This is a genomic window from Bacillus sp. FSL L8-0099 (assembly GCF_038006385.1).
Classification (GTDB): domain Bacteria; phylum Bacillota; class Bacilli; order Bacillales; family Bacillaceae_G; genus Bacillus_A; species Bacillus_A toyonensis.
The window spans coordinates 142,271-157,392 of the sequence record NZ_JBBOVC010000002.1 but is presented as its reverse complement, the minus strand read 5'-3'; the positions used below and the strand labels follow the sequence as shown (position 1 = coordinate 157,392).

Here is a 15,122-nt window from a genome sequence, read left to right as displayed (position 1 = left end):
ATTTATAAAGAGAGGAACACAGAATATTATATGTGTGCCCAGTTAATTGAGTGCTTTTTACAAACAAAAAGCAGCTAGCAAAAGCTAACTGCTCCTTATAAGGAAATACAGAGAAAACTACTTCAAATGAGATGTGGCATACAGCCTATATACAGTATTGACGGAATATTGAATTTCATTCAAGAGGTTATGTTATATGATTAATTAAAAACTCTTTTATTAGCAGTAAAACTCCGAGGAGAGATAAGACTTCAATCGAAAACCAAAACATATCTTTTTGAGGTTTTTTAAACTCCATTACTATGGAGGAAAATAAAAATAAGGCAATGACTATACCAATAAGGAGACGAATCACATCAGGCATTTATGGCACTCCTAATAATTAATTATTTTTTTATATAGGTATTTCCAATGATACGGAATTTTAAAAATGTTTTATGGGAAAAATCAAAAATAATGATGAAATCCTCAAAAAATAATCAGCTCGGTTTAACGAGCTGATTATTACATCCAGAAATCCTCAAAGTCTACGCTGTAACCTTTTCTTTTTAAGGACCTAATTAGTTTTTGGCCATTCCCTAATGAAGGCTTGTATGTGTTTGAACGAGAAATACGACTAATTGTATTTTGATTAACTCCACTCCATTCCTTTAATTCGGTTTGAGTAATATTATTTTTCCTTAAAAATTTACCAAACTTTGATAATGGTTTCCCCAAGCCAAACATTGTGAACACTCCTATTCTTTAATCCTCTATTAATCACATCTTTTCCAAAGCATGATTTTTTTAAACAAAAGTGTTAATAATGTACAAGCCCCACGCAATATGATGTATCAAGATAGCAACCATGGTATCTAGCAAACTTATTACCAAAGTAGATACCAAATCAACTAGCCTTTGAACTAGCAAAGTATCTACCATGTTAACAGTCAAGATAATGCTATCAAGGTAATAAGTGTATAAAATCTATATTTTATCTAGTTTGTTCATTCTGTTTATAAAGGGGGCATTTAAATGCGTGGTAGGAAGGAAACAATTTCTTTACATGAGTTTATGGATCGGTCATATGAAGAGAAAGAAAAGAAAATACGTAAATGCAATTCATTAAATCCTTTCGCATTCCTTCATATGTCGGATCAGGTACTCAATACTTACATTGCATTAGGAGTAATGGGAACGGTTTTAATCGGGGCGGTCATGTTAGAAAAATATTTGGTACGACATGACTATATATCCGCAGCTAAATTTGTAAGTGAAGGAATTTATCACGGCATGCGAATTGGTGGAATTTGTTTGATTGGATATGTATTTATTCGCATCGTAATCATGTTTTAGGGGGGAGTATATGAAACTGATTAAGAAGTGGCTTCTCACACAAAGGTTAAGGAATCAACTTATAGAGGTATTTGGAAAAGCAGGTCTATATACGGAACATCAAACACGCGGGGGGAAAGTACCTATTTATCCAAAGGTACATACTGTTTCTTCTTCAGCAGAAAGTGTGAGATATGTGTTTACCATACCAAACGGATTGGATCCAAAAAAGATTGAAAAGAAGTGGTTTTGTTTCCAGCAAATATTAGGACGAAATATTACGATTGAAGGTGATGTGAAAAAATTTGTCCTACATGTATTCCGTTCGAGCGCTGGGCTAAAATCGTACAATTATTGTTATAAAGAATGGAAACCACTATTAAAAGATTACCGTTTACCTGTTGTTGTCGGTAGGGACCAATTCGGAAAGATGATTGCGTACGATATGATTGACTCCAATTCACCGCACTTATTAATTGCAGGGGAAACGGGAAGCGGGAAAAGTAGTATGGTACGTGTTGTATTATCCACACTTATTCAATATATGTCTCCTGAAAAGTTGCATTTGTACCTTGGTGACTTAAAAAACTCTGAATTTCATTTTTTGCGTAGAGTGAAGCATGTAAAAGAAGTTTGTATGGAAGAAATTGAAATGAAAATAATGCTTCAAAAGTTATGGAAGGAAATCAGAGAACGAAGAAAACTTATGGAAGAATATGAAGTTGATCATATTGATGCGTACAACAAAATAAATCCTAATTATCAAAAACCATATATTCTACTTGCTATTGATGAAGTGGCTATGCTTAAAGATGAAAAAGAGTGCATGGCTACGATTGAAAAGATTTCAGCAGTCGGGCGATCACTTGGAGTTTTTCTTTTGCTTAGTATGCAGAGGCCAGATGCCAAGGTGTTAGATGGCAAGTTAAAACTTAATATGACTGTAAGAATGGGCTTTAAATGTGATAATGTGATTAATAGTAATATCATGGGTACCCCTGGTTCAGAGTATTTAGAGCAATCCGGCCAAATGATTTTCAAACGAAATGGATTAAAGAAAGTGCAAGCACCTTACTTGTCACTAAGTAAAGCCAAACAAATTGTTGAGCCATATCGTATAGCTAAAGAGGAGATAATGTCTAAAAAAACTCTGCAAAAAGAAATTCCTTTATTTGGGGTGTTAGATGATGAAGAGTAGAGATATAGGGATTTTGAATGACCTGAAACAATTTAGGTGTATGTCTCGTGACGATATTATTTATTTACATTTTCAAGGATTAAAGAATGCAATAACTTGTTGTAATACAGTTATGAAACGATTAAGAAGAGATGGGTATGTTGATGCTAACGTATTGCAGCACCCATACATTTATTTTCCACAACCCAGCTCTATCAAAAAAACGAGTCAAAAAATTCCTCATTTCCTTGGTATTGTGGACATATACAAACAACTCGTTCATTATGAAAATCCTAAACTCTTCGAAGTTGAACCAAAGTATGGGAAAGAATATATGGAACCGGATGCTTTTACAATATGGCGTAGATCGCCATTCTTTATTGAAGTTCAAAAGTCAGTGTACAGTAAAAAGATAATGCAAGATAAGATAAATAGATATGAGTTATACTTCCATAGCCAAGAGTGGCATAATGAATCTTGGCAACCGAAAACTTCTAAATTCTTTCCTTCAATCCTTATCATTACTGACAAACATTATGACGTTCAATCTTCTTATTTTCGTGTATTCCAGGCGAATTCTATAGAGAGTTTTATGAATAATTTAACGGTAAAATCATAAAGAAAGCCTGCATAGTGTAGAACTGTTTCTTTTCAATAATGTATTAAGTCATGTGTGATGATGATTGTTAGACGGCAATAAATGCGGAAGATTAAATTTGAAGCAAGTTATGAAATAGTAAAAAAATGAAAAAAGTAAACCTTTAAATAATTTTCAACGGTTAAGCCAATATCTCATTGTATAGCGCTAAGGGTGATAATATCTCAAGTATGAAATAATTAGTAATTTGTGACGGCCGAGTCTCTTACGTGGAGGGTTAGCCGTTTTTATTATATTTTATCTCTTAGTTTTCTCTATAAAGTATATTAAAAAGATAAGGTAAATCTTCTTCTAAAATGATATCTCCAAAATTAATAACTTGTACGATAATCTCTCAATTATCACTAAACCCATTCATATCAACAAGTTCTCCCACATATCCGTTTGTACCAATACTTTACTAATGTACGCATAAAAAATGCCCTTTATCTTATCTTTATCTTATCTTTACCTTATCTTTAAATTTTTATATTAAACTATAAATCTTAAAGTATTGATGTTTAAGTCTGAAAAGGAGCGGGAGATAGATGTTTATTACATATTTTATAAATAACTAATTACCTTTGAAAAATAGAATTTCTTATACGAGGAGGAATATATGAAGAATACGAGTAAAATACGAATTATTATATTATTGTTTATTAGTATTTTGGGTTTAGGAACAATGCTTGGAATACTATATCTTAATCATAAAACCAATATTCAACAAAATAAAGCGCTCGCAACCGAAAAACGTGTTTTGCAATATGAGCACACCTTGAAAAAAGAATTAGAAAAATATAATTTAGGAGAGAAAACAGCAGTTTTATTAGGAATTATGTACCAAGAGAGTAGAGGTGAGGGAAACGACCCTATGCAGTCTTCTGAATCACTGGGATTAAAGCCAAATGAAATTCAAGAGACAAGCTTGAGCATTAAACAAGGGGTAAAACACTTTGCAAAAATGTACAAATATGGAACGGAAAAAGATGTTAGCATGGAGACAATTATTCAAAGCTATAATATGGGACCAGGGTATATTGATTTTATTGCCAGTCAAGAAGTTAAACAACACTCGGAAGATTTGGCTAAAAAGTTTTCTAAGATGAAAGTTGATCAAAATCCAGCGTTGTACACTTGTGGTGGAAATAAAAATAATTTTAGGTATCCATATTGTTATGGCGATTTCACATATGCTACAAAGGTGAATGAAAAAACAATACTTATTGAAAAACTTCTTCAAAATGTACATGTCCCTTCTAAATAAGCTGTAAAATGATACTATCAGTCATCAACAATAAAATATTAGAATGTAACTTATATTTTAAATAATTCTTTTTTGTTTATATTTTTGTTATGCTCTGATGCAGGATTCTTATAATAGGGGTCACGCAATATAGCTATCAGGCTAACAATAAAAAATATCCCCTAAAATAAAAAAAGACGTTATTCTTTCTGAGAAATCATTGGAAAAAATAACGTCTTTTTATCGATGTGACGGTATCCTATATAAAAAATTTCAATCTTATTTCAATAAGGTGAAATAAGATTGAGACTCTTTTGTTATTTACTTTATGGATAATGGAATGGTAATCAAAAATTGTACGCCTTGTTTTGTATTACTCATAGAATACGTGATAAAAAGGGATTCTAAAATTTGTTTTACAATATATAACCCTAAGCCACTCCCTCCCGTATTTCGATTTCTAGACTTTTCGATTCGATAAAATGGTTTGAAAATATGTTGTATTTCTTCTTCTTTTATTTTGACACCTGTATTGATAACTCGTATTTGGATGTTGTTTTGTTTAGAATCCTTTGTTAACTTTATATAGACTTTTTCGTTATACGGTGAATACATAATCGCATTATGAATGATGTTTTTACAAGCTTTTTCTAAAAGAACATAATCCGTATAAACAAAAATGTCAGAATCGACTTCTTTTATTATTTGAATGCCTTTTTGAGAAGCAAAAAATTCGAGTTTTTTTGTGATTGTATCTATTGATTTCGAAAGATTTACTTCTTCCACTTGAAGTTTAAAGGTATGTTGTTCTAATCTTGACATGCTTAAAATTTCGCGAACCAGTTGTTCTAGACTTTCGATTATTTGGAAATTTTTCTTTAAATATTGGTCACGATTTTGATAAGGGCCGATATTATATATCATCCCTTCTAAGTATCCTTTCATAACAGTAAGAGGGGTTTTTAATTCATGTGCTACAATAGCAAAGAATTCCCTTCGCTTTGTTTCTATTTCTCTTTCTTTTTCAATATCACTTTTTAATTGCTGATTCGCTTTTTGTAAATCAAAAATTGCCTGTTGTAAATTGATGGACATATCATTCAAGCTATTGGACAATTCCCCTAATTCATCCATAGAACGAACCTCAATTTTTTCAGAGAAATCCAAGTTTGCCATCTTTTGTGCACCTTTATTAATATAAATAAGTGGTTTAGTAATAAACCTTGAATAGAGATAAGCACTTCCTAAACCAATAACCAGTACAATGATACTAATATAGGGTAGAAAACGTACCAAGACCTGTGAAGCTTCATCGATTGGTTGAAATGTTGCGAACACCACAAGCGTTAAGTTAACATCTTGGAATTGTATTGGCTTGGTAGCCTCATATGAATTACGAGATTGAGCCAAACCCTTTATTGGTACTGTTGTAACAAAACCTTTTGCTGGAGTACCCCCTTGAACAGTCCTCTCCCGAACAGTACCCTCTTGAATAGTACTCCCTTGAATAGTACTTCGAAGAAAAGGATAATAAATAAGCCTTCCCTCATTATCTTGAAGATATATCATTGCATTATTTTTTTGTGCGTATTCATCAACAAGTGGTGTTGCATTTTGAAGCGTAAGATTCTTAGATTTATCAATTATTTCTTCGATTCCCGTTTGAAGCTGATCTGTTTTGTATTTCTCATAAAATTTAGGGAGAAAGAAGTATAAAGTTACATAAATTAAGGTTGCAAAGGCTAACAAAATGAGGGATGTAGTCATAAAGAGTTTATAGGTAATTCTCTTCATCTTTATGATTTTTACAATCTTATTCATCGATTTTATAACCAATGCCCTTTACTGTTTTAATATAGGGTATATCTAATTTTTTTCGTATGTTTTTCATATGCGTATCAATCATTCGTGTGTCTCCGGCATACTCATATCCCCAAATTTTTTCTACGATATTTTCTCTTGTGAGTACCTTTTTTTCATTTTGAAGTAGTAGTTGCAAAATTTCAAATTCCTTTGTCGTTAAGGGAACGTCAACCCTATTTACATATACTTTATATGCATCGCCATCGACATGTAGTTCTCTAAATACAAAATGATTATCCGTACTTTGATTATTACTTCTTCTCAGTACTGCTTCGACTCGTCTCATTAAAACATGAAAAGAAAAAGGTTTCGTAATATAATCATCGATTCCAAGATCAAATCCTTTCATTTGATCTTGTTCTTCTTCTAGCGCAGTTAGCATAATAATTGGTATATTTGACTGACTTCGAATCATTTTGGCAACTTCAAATCCATTTAGGTTTGGCATCATCACATCTAGAAGAATTAAATCAAAGGACTGCTTATTAAATTGTTTCATGCCCTCTAATCCATCTGATGCAACTATAACTTTATACTGTTGTGTCATTAAAAATTGTTTGATTAATTCTTGTATTTCTTGATCATCTTCTACCACCAGAATGTGATAGTTCTTCATAATATCACCTCTTGTAGTCATTATAGCCTTCCAATCTGGAGTTGATATGGAGACGTATTAGAAACACTTTAAAAACTTCACAAGAAAACTACATGTATTTCAAATTAGCTCCAGATGCATGAGATAGGTTATATACATAACAAGACAGAGGGAGGTAATTAAGATGTCACTGGAAGCAAACATCATTCTTTCTTTATTAGATGTACAACTGTGGATGGTCCCTCATTCGAATAATAGACGCATAAAAGAGAAAAAACAAAAATTGAAACCAGCACCGTGCTTAATCAAATACACAAGTGTAAATAAAAGAAAGCTATATAAGTCTAGTGAACAAAAATAGGGAGAATCAAATTGATTCTCTCTATTTTTGTATTCAATAATTAGGTACTGAAAATCTTTACTATAACTCTAGATTAACTCCATATAGAATACAGATTAAGTTTGTATGATACATGTACCAAATAGAAAGGAATGATACATAATGTTGACGATTTACACAATCTATCAAATTTTATCCCTTCCTTCTTATTTACACACAAACCTATTACCATCCATTCTCACGAGAATACTAGGATCTAAGTTTATAACAAAAGAATAAATAGGCTAATGGTTGTTTATTGTCCCTTGTTTCCACTTTTTGCAAAACACCTGTATAAACACGCATGCTACTGTGTACATTGAATACCCTATTTGTTGAGAGCCGAATAGGCTCTTTTTTTAGAGACAAGCTCGAAGTGGGTTTGAATATCGTCATACATATATTCATAGGAAATTTCAAATATAATGTTACCCCTACGAAAAAACAGTTGATTTATGTTTAAACCATGACCAAAGGTAAAATTTTCTTTTTTTGGAATGGTGATTCTTAAATATTACATTCATACATCGTATTTCAAATATCAAGATAAAAATATTCAATTGTAAATTAAAGGAGAAAGGGATGTTCACAATGGGACACTATGATACAAATCAAACAGAAAGCAATAGGAATAAAGCCTATAAAAAAACAGGGTATTTTTTCACAGGAATAATTAGTGCAGTGATTGGTGCAATTACCATTGGATTGACCACCCCTTATATAAATGAAATCAAAGGAAGTGCAGGTCAATCTCCTAAGCATAACGAAGTAAATCAGGCTACGCCGATCTCTTACAAACCAGAAGATGTGAGCAATCCTCAAAATATGATTGAATCTGCAAAAGAAGTTGTCGTAGGTGTCATTAACTATAAACAAAATGCAGATTCATTTAATACGCAAGATCAATCAGAAGAAGCTGGTTCGGGATCAGGGGTCATATATAAAAAAAACGGCAATAAGGCTTTCATTGTTACAAATAATCATGTGATAGACGGTGCGAATAAAGTAGAAGTGAAATTGAATAATGGTAAAAAGGTTCCCGCTAAAGTAGTAGGGACAGATCCATTATTAGATTTAGCGGTATTAGAAATTGACGGGGCAGATGTAAAAAGAGTCGCAACACTTGGAGACTCAGAAAAAATTCGTACAGGGGAAACGGTAATAGCCATTGGGAATCCATTGGGGCTAGAAGGTAGTGTAACAAAGGGGATTATTAGTAGCAAGGAACGAGAAATACCTGTTAGTACCCTCGGAAATCAACAAGTGGATTGGCAAGCACAGGTAATTCAAACAGATGCAGCTATTAATCCTGGGAATAGTGGAGGAGCTTTGTTTAATGAACGGGGTGAAGTCATTGGAATTAATTCGAGTAAAATTGCACAACAAGCTGTTGAAGGAATTGGATTTGCAATTCCGATTCATATAGCCAAAACGATCCTGGAGTCTCTTGAGAAAGATGGAACAGTTAAGCGTCCGATGATGGGTGTACAGTTATTAGATGTGGAGAAAATGACAGATTCTGCACGCCATCAATTAAAATTACCAAAAGAGATATCAAATGGTGCAGTATTAAGGAATATCTCAAACCAATCACCAGCAGAAAAAGGTGGATTGCAACAATATGATGTTGTGATTGCATTAGATGGACAAAAAATAGAAAATGTCGTTCAATTCCGTAAATATTTATATGAAAAGAAAAAATTGGGGGATACAATTAAAGTAACAGTTTATCGAAATGGTGAAAAACTAACAAAAACCGTGAAATTAATGGAACAAACACGTACCACTTAACAGCCACCTTTTGGTGGCTTTTTCTATTTTACTAGTTTCATATGTACGATCATTCCATTCGTCCTCACTCCACATTAATGAACTGGCTCTCTACCAATTTTCAAAATCGATTACGTATTTTAATTTGTGTTCCAGTTTTTCTTGACTATATTAACGAATCACTACATATGCACTCCAGATAAGCCCTAATATCTTTAGATAATCTACTGAATATCTTCATATAAACTCCAGATAGTGTATTTAGAATAACAACTATCAAGGAGGTTAGGAAAAATGAATTTTATAAAACGCGCAATTCTCAGTATGAAAAAAAGAATAGGAACATCATTAATTTTGATGGCGGTCTTTCTGATTGTTACAAACTTAGTGCTGGCAGGATTTGCAATCCAGAATGCATCAAAAAAAGCTGCTGATTCAGCAAGAAAAAAACTGGGTGCTGATGTTACTTTAAGTCTTGATTTTGATAAATTAGGAAAACAAGCAAGGGAAACTGGAGAAGCGCCTAATCCGCCGCAGCTCAATACAAAAGAAACAGATCAATTAGCGAAGTCCAAATATGTTAAAGACTATAATTATATAACCCATAATTTCGGAATTGCAGATGGATTTAAATTAGTAGGAGCTTCAGAAGGAGAAGATGAAGGAAAAGGAAAAGGTAGCGTTGCAATGGTTGGAGGATCAGGTTCAGGTTCAGAAATAGATATGAATTCTTCTCTTATGATAGAAGGAGTTCGCAAGACTTTATTACAAGAAAGTTTTAAAAATGGAAAAAGTAAAATCATTGATGGGAAACCAATTACAGAAAAGATGCAAGATCAGAATGTAACTTTAATGGAAAAACGATTAGCGGAACAAAATAATTTGAAAGTGGGAGATAAGGTTAAAATTCAATCAGGGGATAAGAAGGAAACTCTTGAAGTTGAAATTATTGGTATTTATGAAACGAATGAGCAACCAATGGGTCAAAACCCCCCTCCTATGATGAATCCAGCTAATAAACTATATATGCCTCACTCTACTTTAAAGAAATTAGAAACAGATGAAGGTATGAGTAGCATTCAGGTCGTGTACTTATTGAACGATCCACAGTATATTGATGCATTTAAAAAAGAAGCAAAAAAATCTGATATTGATTTTAATTATTTTAAGTTAGATGCACATGATTCATTGTACAAGCAAATGATTGGTCCTATCGAAAATATCGCTTCTACGTCTCAAATGATTATCTATATGGTATCTATTGCAGGTGCGATTATTTTAGGATTAATCATTATGTTATCGATTAAAGCACGTCGTAAGGAAATGGGGATTTTATTATCTATTGGAGAGAAAAAATGGAAACTGATGGCGCAGTTCGTAGTAGAAGTAGCATGTATTGCTATTTTAGCATTTGGATTATCCCTAACAACAGGAGCTAAAGTTTCTCAATTCGTAGGGGATAACTTACTTTCGAGTGAAATTGCTACAGCAAGCGAAGAAAAAGACAATTCACAAAATGGTAGTGTAATGATGGTTGGGGCTGGTGGTACTCCACAAAACCAAAATGAAGATCCAATTGATAAAATTGATGTAAGTGTAACAGGAGAGGATTTAGGGAAAATGGGGGGAATTGGACTGACTATTGCTATATTAGCAACGCTTCTTCCGGCATTATCTATCCTACGCTTAAATCCAAAACAAATTCTTTTAAAAGATGAATAAGGAGGCTCGATATGGAGACAATTTTACAATTTAAAAACTTAGATTATTATTATGAAAGTAACGGAAAAAAAGTAACGATACTAGATAATGTGAATTTTTCTTTTCAAAAAGGGCATTTCTACACGATTTTAGGGCCATCTGGATCTGGTAAAACTACAACTCTTAGCTTAGGTTGTGGGCTGGATATACCTAAAAATGGTTATGTACTGTATAACGGCAAGGATATTAGAAAAATTGGCTTGGATCGATACCGTAATCAACATGTATCTGTAATTTTCCAATCTTATAATTTGATTACCTATATGACTGCTCTTCAGAATGTATTAACGGCAATGGAAATTACAGGTGTGAAGGTACAAAATAAAAAAGCAAGAGCATTAGAATTATTAGAGAAGGTAGGGCTCACAGAAGTAGAAGCGAAACGAAATGTCTTGCAATTAAGTGGCGGGCAACAACAACGTGTAGCAATTGCTCGAGCGCTATCTTGTAATGTCGATTTACTAATCGCTGATGAACCAACAGGAAACCTTGATGGAGAAACAGCGAAAGAGATTATTGAGCTGTTTCAGGAGCTCGCCCATCAAGAGAATAAATGTGTAATTGTTGTTACGCATTCACAAGAAGTTGCAAAAATATCAGATCGAGCAGTTTATTTAAGTAAAAAGAAGTTAGTAGTAAATGAAATTAATAATAGTTAAGAAAAAAGTAACTATCGTTCTTAATTCACATAATTTTCAAAATTAAAATCTATGGATGTTAATATTTGTTATATAATGTATTTGTCAAAGCATTACCCCTGTAGTTTCTATGATGAATTTGTAAGATAGTTTGTTTGCCCCGTATATTCATCTGAAACTAAAAAGAACTTGTAGAGATTCCTACAGGTTCTTTTTGTTTTAAGGGTTATATATGGATTTAAAATATAATTACAATTTTTTGAGGGGGAAAAGTACATGTTTGTAAAAGCAGAAAGATTATTAATACGGAAATTTGAGTTCAAAGATTGGCAAGCTGTCCATGAGTATACATCAGATATCAATGTTATGAAATACATACCTGAAGGGGTTTTTACTGAAGAAGATACAAGAAACTTTGTGAATGAAAACATTGGTAATAACGCTAAGAACTTTCCTGTGATATTAATAGATGAAGATATCCTGATTGGCCATATTGTTTTTCATAAATATTTTGGTGAGCATACTTATGAGATTGGCTGGGTGTTCAATCCAAAATACTTCAATAAAGGATATGCTTCTGAAGCAGCACAAGCTACATTAAAATATGGCTTTAAGGAAATGAAATTACATAGGATTATAGCTACATGTCAGCCACAAAATATCCCATCATATCGAGTGATGGAGAAGATTGGAATGAGAAGAGAAGGCTATTTTAGAAAGTGTATACCACATGGGAATGAATGGTGGGATGAATATTATTACGCTATTTTAAAAGAAGAGTAGTGTCTCATAACGCATTAAACGACAAGAAGACCGTTGGAATACGCCATCAGGTGGTTTTGGTGCTACATGGCAACAAGAAATGGAAGAGATGAAAAAACAGAAATAAAATAATGTATATACCTATTATATGGATTAAATGAATTTAAAGCGGGAAATTTATTGGATTTACTAACTCTTAATAAGAGTGGAAGATTATCACAAGGTAAAGTAATTATTGTTTTAAAATACTTTGTGATAATTTATAACAAAGTCTGATGATTAATAGAAATACTTAATAAAAACCCCTATTAATTTTTATGTTAATAGGGGTTTTTATCGATCTTATTTTCAAAAAATGCTCTTTAGACTTGCCTATAAATCAAATTTTATTCTTAACTAATACTACGGTTTAGAAATCATAAAAATTAATTTATTTCTAAATTTAATTGGCTACAATTAAATTTCTTGTCTTATCGATATGATTAAGTAACATACTATACTCTTCTTCATACATAGCTAAACGTTGCGAAAGAGAGTGATTCTCTGCTTCTAAATATTCAATTTGATTTTGTAAAGTTGTCAATTCATCCATTTCTTTATAATTTTGTAGAAATGAAATAATGTCATCTAATGTAATAGATAAAGAGTTTGTTTCTTTTTTTTGTTGGGAGGGAGAAATGTTATTTTCCACTTTTCGATTTTGTTTAGCCTGTTGTATTTCTTCTTCATATCGTTTTCGCAAGTAAGAGTTCCAACGAAATCCGCAAGCAGCAGGAGTTCTGGCTAATGGTTTAGCCGCTTCTTTAAATGCAGCTAACTGTGTTCCGCCGTTACGAATATTTTGAAGCACGATTGTTGCAAGGAGTAAATCGTTATCGTTAGTCCAGGAATCTTGTCTTGAAATTACCACTTTTCCATCCCCCTTATATGCTTTTTATTATATATATGCAAGTACTTAATATGATAGAAGCTCAACTTCTCTTTAGATAATTAGGAGTAAATTAATAGAAGTATGTATTTTAAAAAATGCGAAATTGCATAAAGAATAAGGTTGACTATTTACCATAGCTGTAACTATAATAGTTACAGCTAAACAACTGAATTAATAGATTTGATGACATGAATTAGTTGTATTAGTGATGTATAAGCAATTATTAAAAATGAATGGAGTTGAAAATATAAGCCTACATATAAGAAGTTTGTATAAGAAAAGAAGTTAGGTAATATACATTTTTTTATAATTATATATAAATTAAAAGAGGTGCACGTTTTGAAAATTTTTAAGGGAATTCTAGTTTCTTCAATTGCGTTAACAGCATTTAATGGGGTAGGTGGTATACTTTCGAGTGAAAAATCAGAAGTTGCCTACGCAGCTACTTACAATTATTCAAATAAGCAATTGAATTCTACTGTACATAAGCAAGTTACTAAACAATTAATTTTGAAATTTAAAAATGAAGCAAATTTACCATATCAGGATGGGGTAGAAAAATTTATTAAAGAAGAAAAACAAGACCCTGAATTAATTAAAATTTTAGCCGAATACCCAAATATAACTATAAATCGACTTTTTAGTTCTTTAAACCCTACAGAAATTAAAAATTTAGGTGAAGAAATAAAAGACTCTGATCATATTTCTTCTAATTTGCTAAACTATTATATTGTAGAAACCCAAGGTGATGTTGATGTACAAGCGTTACTTGTAAAATTTGAAAAATCATCTCTTGTTGAAACGGCATATCTACAGGAAGAAGAAGCACCACCAGAAGAGCGTTTACCGAATTTATCTGTTAATCCATATGATGAGCCTAGACTTACAAGGCAAGGTTACCTTGAACCAGCACCATTAGGAATCAATGCACCTTATGCCTGGAGTATAAAAGGTGGAGATGGAAAAGGAACAACTTTTGTAGATATGGAGTATGGCTGGTTATTTACTCATGAAGATTTAGTGAATCAGAAAATCGAATTGATATCAGGACAGAATAAGAGTGAACACCATGATCACGGTACTTCAGTCTTAGGGATTGTTTCGGCAGAAGATAATAACATAGGCGGAATTGGGATTGCACCAAAAGCTAAGGTAAAAGTTGTATCCCAGATTAGAGATAACGGTAGATATAATACAGCAGATGCTATATTAAGTGCAGTTAACAATATGCAAGCTGGAGATATCCTTTTATTAGAAGCCCAAGCAACATACGATGGATATGGAGATAAGAACTATCTTCCTGTAGAAGTAAAACCAGATATATTTGATGCAATACGTATAGGAGCAAATAAGGGAATTATTATTATTGAAGCAGGTGCAAACGGCGGAAATGATTTGGATCAATTTAGAGACCGTAATGGTAAACAAGTTTTAAATCGTAATAGTCCTGATTTTAAAGATTCAGGGGCAATTATGGTTGGGGCAGCTTCTGCAAGGGTCCCTCATAAACGTTCATATTTCTCTAATTACGGTAGTAGAGTGGATGTTTATGGGTGGGGAAATGCAGTAGACACAACAAATGCAAAACCAAGTGAATTTATGACAAATCTATATACATCTAGCTTTAGCGGAACGTCTAGTGCATCACCTATTATTGCTGGTGCTGCTGCATCAATTCAAGGAATTGCGAAAAATAATCAGGGAAAAGTATATACACCAAGCCAGCTTAGGGATATTTTAAGTGATTCTAGCACCGGAACGAAATCTAATGATCCAACTTCTGATAAAATTGGTGTTTTACCTGACTTAAAAGCGATTTTATCTAAACTTGGTTTTTCACCAAACTTAAGTAATGATTCTTCCATTGTATTTCCTGAGGAACAAGAAATGAATAATGGAAATAAGGGAAATGAAGGATCTACTATTACATTCCCAAAAGAGGATTCAGCTAATAGTGAAGGGAACTCTAGCTTCATTTTCCCAGAATAATTGTAGAGAAATCTTTTATTTAGTATGAAAGACTTTTATATAAATAGTTGTTTATAATAC

General features: G+C 32.5%; 15 protein-coding genes and 1 pseudogene. 10 read left to right on the top strand and 6 right to left on the bottom strand.

The window, feature by feature from the left end; genetic code table 11:
• Nucleotides 1–187 precede the first annotated feature (187 nt).
• A complete protein-coding gene (locus tag MHH42_RS28485) occupies nucleotides 188–364 on the bottom strand; it encodes a hypothetical protein (RefSeq protein WP_001113525.1) in 177 nt (58 codons plus the stop codon).
• A 140-nt stretch (nucleotides 365–504) separates the two neighbouring features.
• Entirely contained in the window at nucleotides 505–726 is a 222-nt protein-coding gene (locus MHH42_RS28480; RefSeq protein ID WP_000467340.1) for a helix-turn-helix domain-containing protein, read from the bottom strand.
• A 288-nt stretch (nucleotides 727–1,014) separates the two neighbouring features.
• On the opposite strand from MHH42_RS28480, the gene MHH42_RS28475 reads away from it, so the two are divergent.
• The 3 genes from MHH42_RS28475 to MHH42_RS28465 are packed head-to-tail and all read left to right on the top strand — an operon-like array spanning nucleotide 1,015 to nucleotide 3,110.
• A complete protein-coding gene (locus MHH42_RS28475) occupies nucleotides 1,015–1,335 on the top strand; it encodes a hypothetical protein (RefSeq protein ID WP_097979412.1) in 321 nt (106 codons plus the stop codon).
• Nucleotides 1,336–1,345: 10 nt separating this feature from the next.
• Nucleotides 1,346–2,512 carry an FtsK/SpoIIIE domain-containing protein gene (locus tag MHH42_RS28470; protein ID WP_098129378.1) on the top strand — a complete coding sequence of 389 codons (1,167 nt, stop codon included), beginning with the start codon at nucleotides 1,346–1,348 and terminating at the stop codon, nucleotides 2,510–2,512.
• A gap of 40 nt (nucleotides 2,513–2,552) precedes the next feature.
• Nucleotides 2,553–3,110, top strand: coding sequence for a replication-relaxation family protein (locus MHH42_RS28465; protein ID WP_033660312.1), 558 nt, complete (start codon nucleotides 2,553–2,555; stop codon nucleotides 3,108–3,110).
• Between the two features lie 295 nt (nucleotides 3,111–3,405).
• On the opposite strand, the pseudogene MHH42_RS28460 reads toward MHH42_RS28465, so the two are convergent.
• Nucleotides 3,406–3,531, bottom strand: a pseudogene (locus MHH42_RS28460) (vancomycin resistance histidine kinase VanS); the annotation flags it as partial.
• Nucleotides 3,532–3,747: 216 nt separating this feature from the next.
• On the opposite strand from MHH42_RS28460, the gene MHH42_RS28455 reads away from it, so the two are divergent.
• Nucleotides 3,748–4,395, top strand: coding sequence for a lysozyme family protein (locus MHH42_RS28455; RefSeq protein WP_262714848.1), 648 nt, complete (start codon nucleotides 3,748–3,750; stop codon nucleotides 4,393–4,395).
• Nucleotides 4,396–4,695: 300 nt separating this feature from the next.
• Here MHH42_RS28455 and MHH42_RS28450 read toward each other — a convergent pair whose 3' ends face one another.
• Both MHH42_RS28450 and MHH42_RS28445 read right to left on the bottom strand, forming a co-directional pair.
• Nucleotides 4,696–6,174: a sensor histidine kinase gene (locus MHH42_RS28450; protein ID WP_033660313.1), complete on the bottom strand. Its 1,479-nt coding sequence runs from the start codon at nucleotides 6,172–6,174 to the stop codon at nucleotides 4,696–4,698.
• A gap of 13 nt (nucleotides 6,175–6,187) precedes the next feature.
• Nucleotides 6,188–6,853 carry a response regulator transcription factor gene (locus MHH42_RS28445; protein WP_000800737.1) on the bottom strand — a complete coding sequence of 222 codons (666 nt, stop codon included), beginning with the start codon at nucleotides 6,851–6,853 and terminating at the stop codon, nucleotides 6,188–6,190.
• Between the two features lie 163 nt (nucleotides 6,854–7,016).
• On the opposite strand from MHH42_RS28445, the gene MHH42_RS28440 reads away from it, so the two are divergent.
• The 5 genes from MHH42_RS28440 to MHH42_RS28420 all read left to right on the top strand — a co-directional run bounded on the left by MHH42_RS28440 (nucleotide 7,017) and on the right by MHH42_RS28420 (nucleotide 12,163).
• Nucleotides 7,017–7,193, top strand: coding sequence for a hypothetical protein (locus MHH42_RS28440; protein WP_016514154.1), 177 nt, complete (start codon nucleotides 7,017–7,019; stop codon nucleotides 7,191–7,193).
• A 600-nt stretch (nucleotides 7,194–7,793) separates the two neighbouring features.
• A complete protein-coding gene (locus MHH42_RS28435) occupies nucleotides 7,794–9,002 on the top strand; it encodes a S1C family serine protease (RefSeq protein WP_000494786.1) in 1,209 nt (402 codons plus the stop codon).
• A gap of 273 nt (nucleotides 9,003–9,275) precedes the next feature.
• Nucleotides 9,276–10,703 (top strand): ABC transporter permease, encoded by a 1,428-nt coding sequence (locus MHH42_RS28430; protein ID WP_001009333.1) that lies wholly within the window; start codon nucleotides 9,276–9,278, stop codon nucleotides 10,701–10,703.
• A gap of 11 nt (nucleotides 10,704–10,714) precedes the next feature.
• On the top strand, nucleotides 10,715–11,401 hold the full coding sequence (locus MHH42_RS28425) for an ABC transporter ATP-binding protein (protein ID WP_000447838.1): 687 nt from the start codon (nucleotides 10,715–10,717) through the stop codon (nucleotides 11,399–11,401).
• A gap of 255 nt (nucleotides 11,402–11,656) precedes the next feature.
• Nucleotides 11,657–12,163, top strand: a complete 507-nt coding sequence (locus tag MHH42_RS28420) for a GNAT family N-acetyltransferase (protein WP_000497664.1) — start codon at nucleotides 11,657–11,659, stop codon at nucleotides 12,161–12,163.
• 421 nt (nucleotides 12,164–12,584) lie between these two features.
• On the opposite strand, the gene MHH42_RS28415 is transcribed toward MHH42_RS28420, so the two are convergent.
• Nucleotides 12,585–13,052 (bottom strand): RsfA family transcriptional regulator, encoded by a 468-nt coding sequence (locus MHH42_RS28415; protein ID WP_070173254.1) that lies wholly within the window; start codon nucleotides 13,050–13,052, stop codon nucleotides 12,585–12,587.
• 360 nt (nucleotides 13,053–13,412) lie between these two features.
• Between MHH42_RS28415 and MHH42_RS28410 the strand changes: the two genes are divergently transcribed.
• Nucleotides 13,413–15,062 carry a S8 family peptidase gene (locus tag MHH42_RS28410; protein ID WP_097926930.1) on the top strand — a complete coding sequence of 550 codons (1,650 nt, stop codon included), beginning with the start codon at nucleotides 13,413–13,415 and terminating at the stop codon, nucleotides 15,060–15,062.
• The last annotated feature ends 60 nt before the right edge of the window (nucleotides 15,063–15,122 follow it).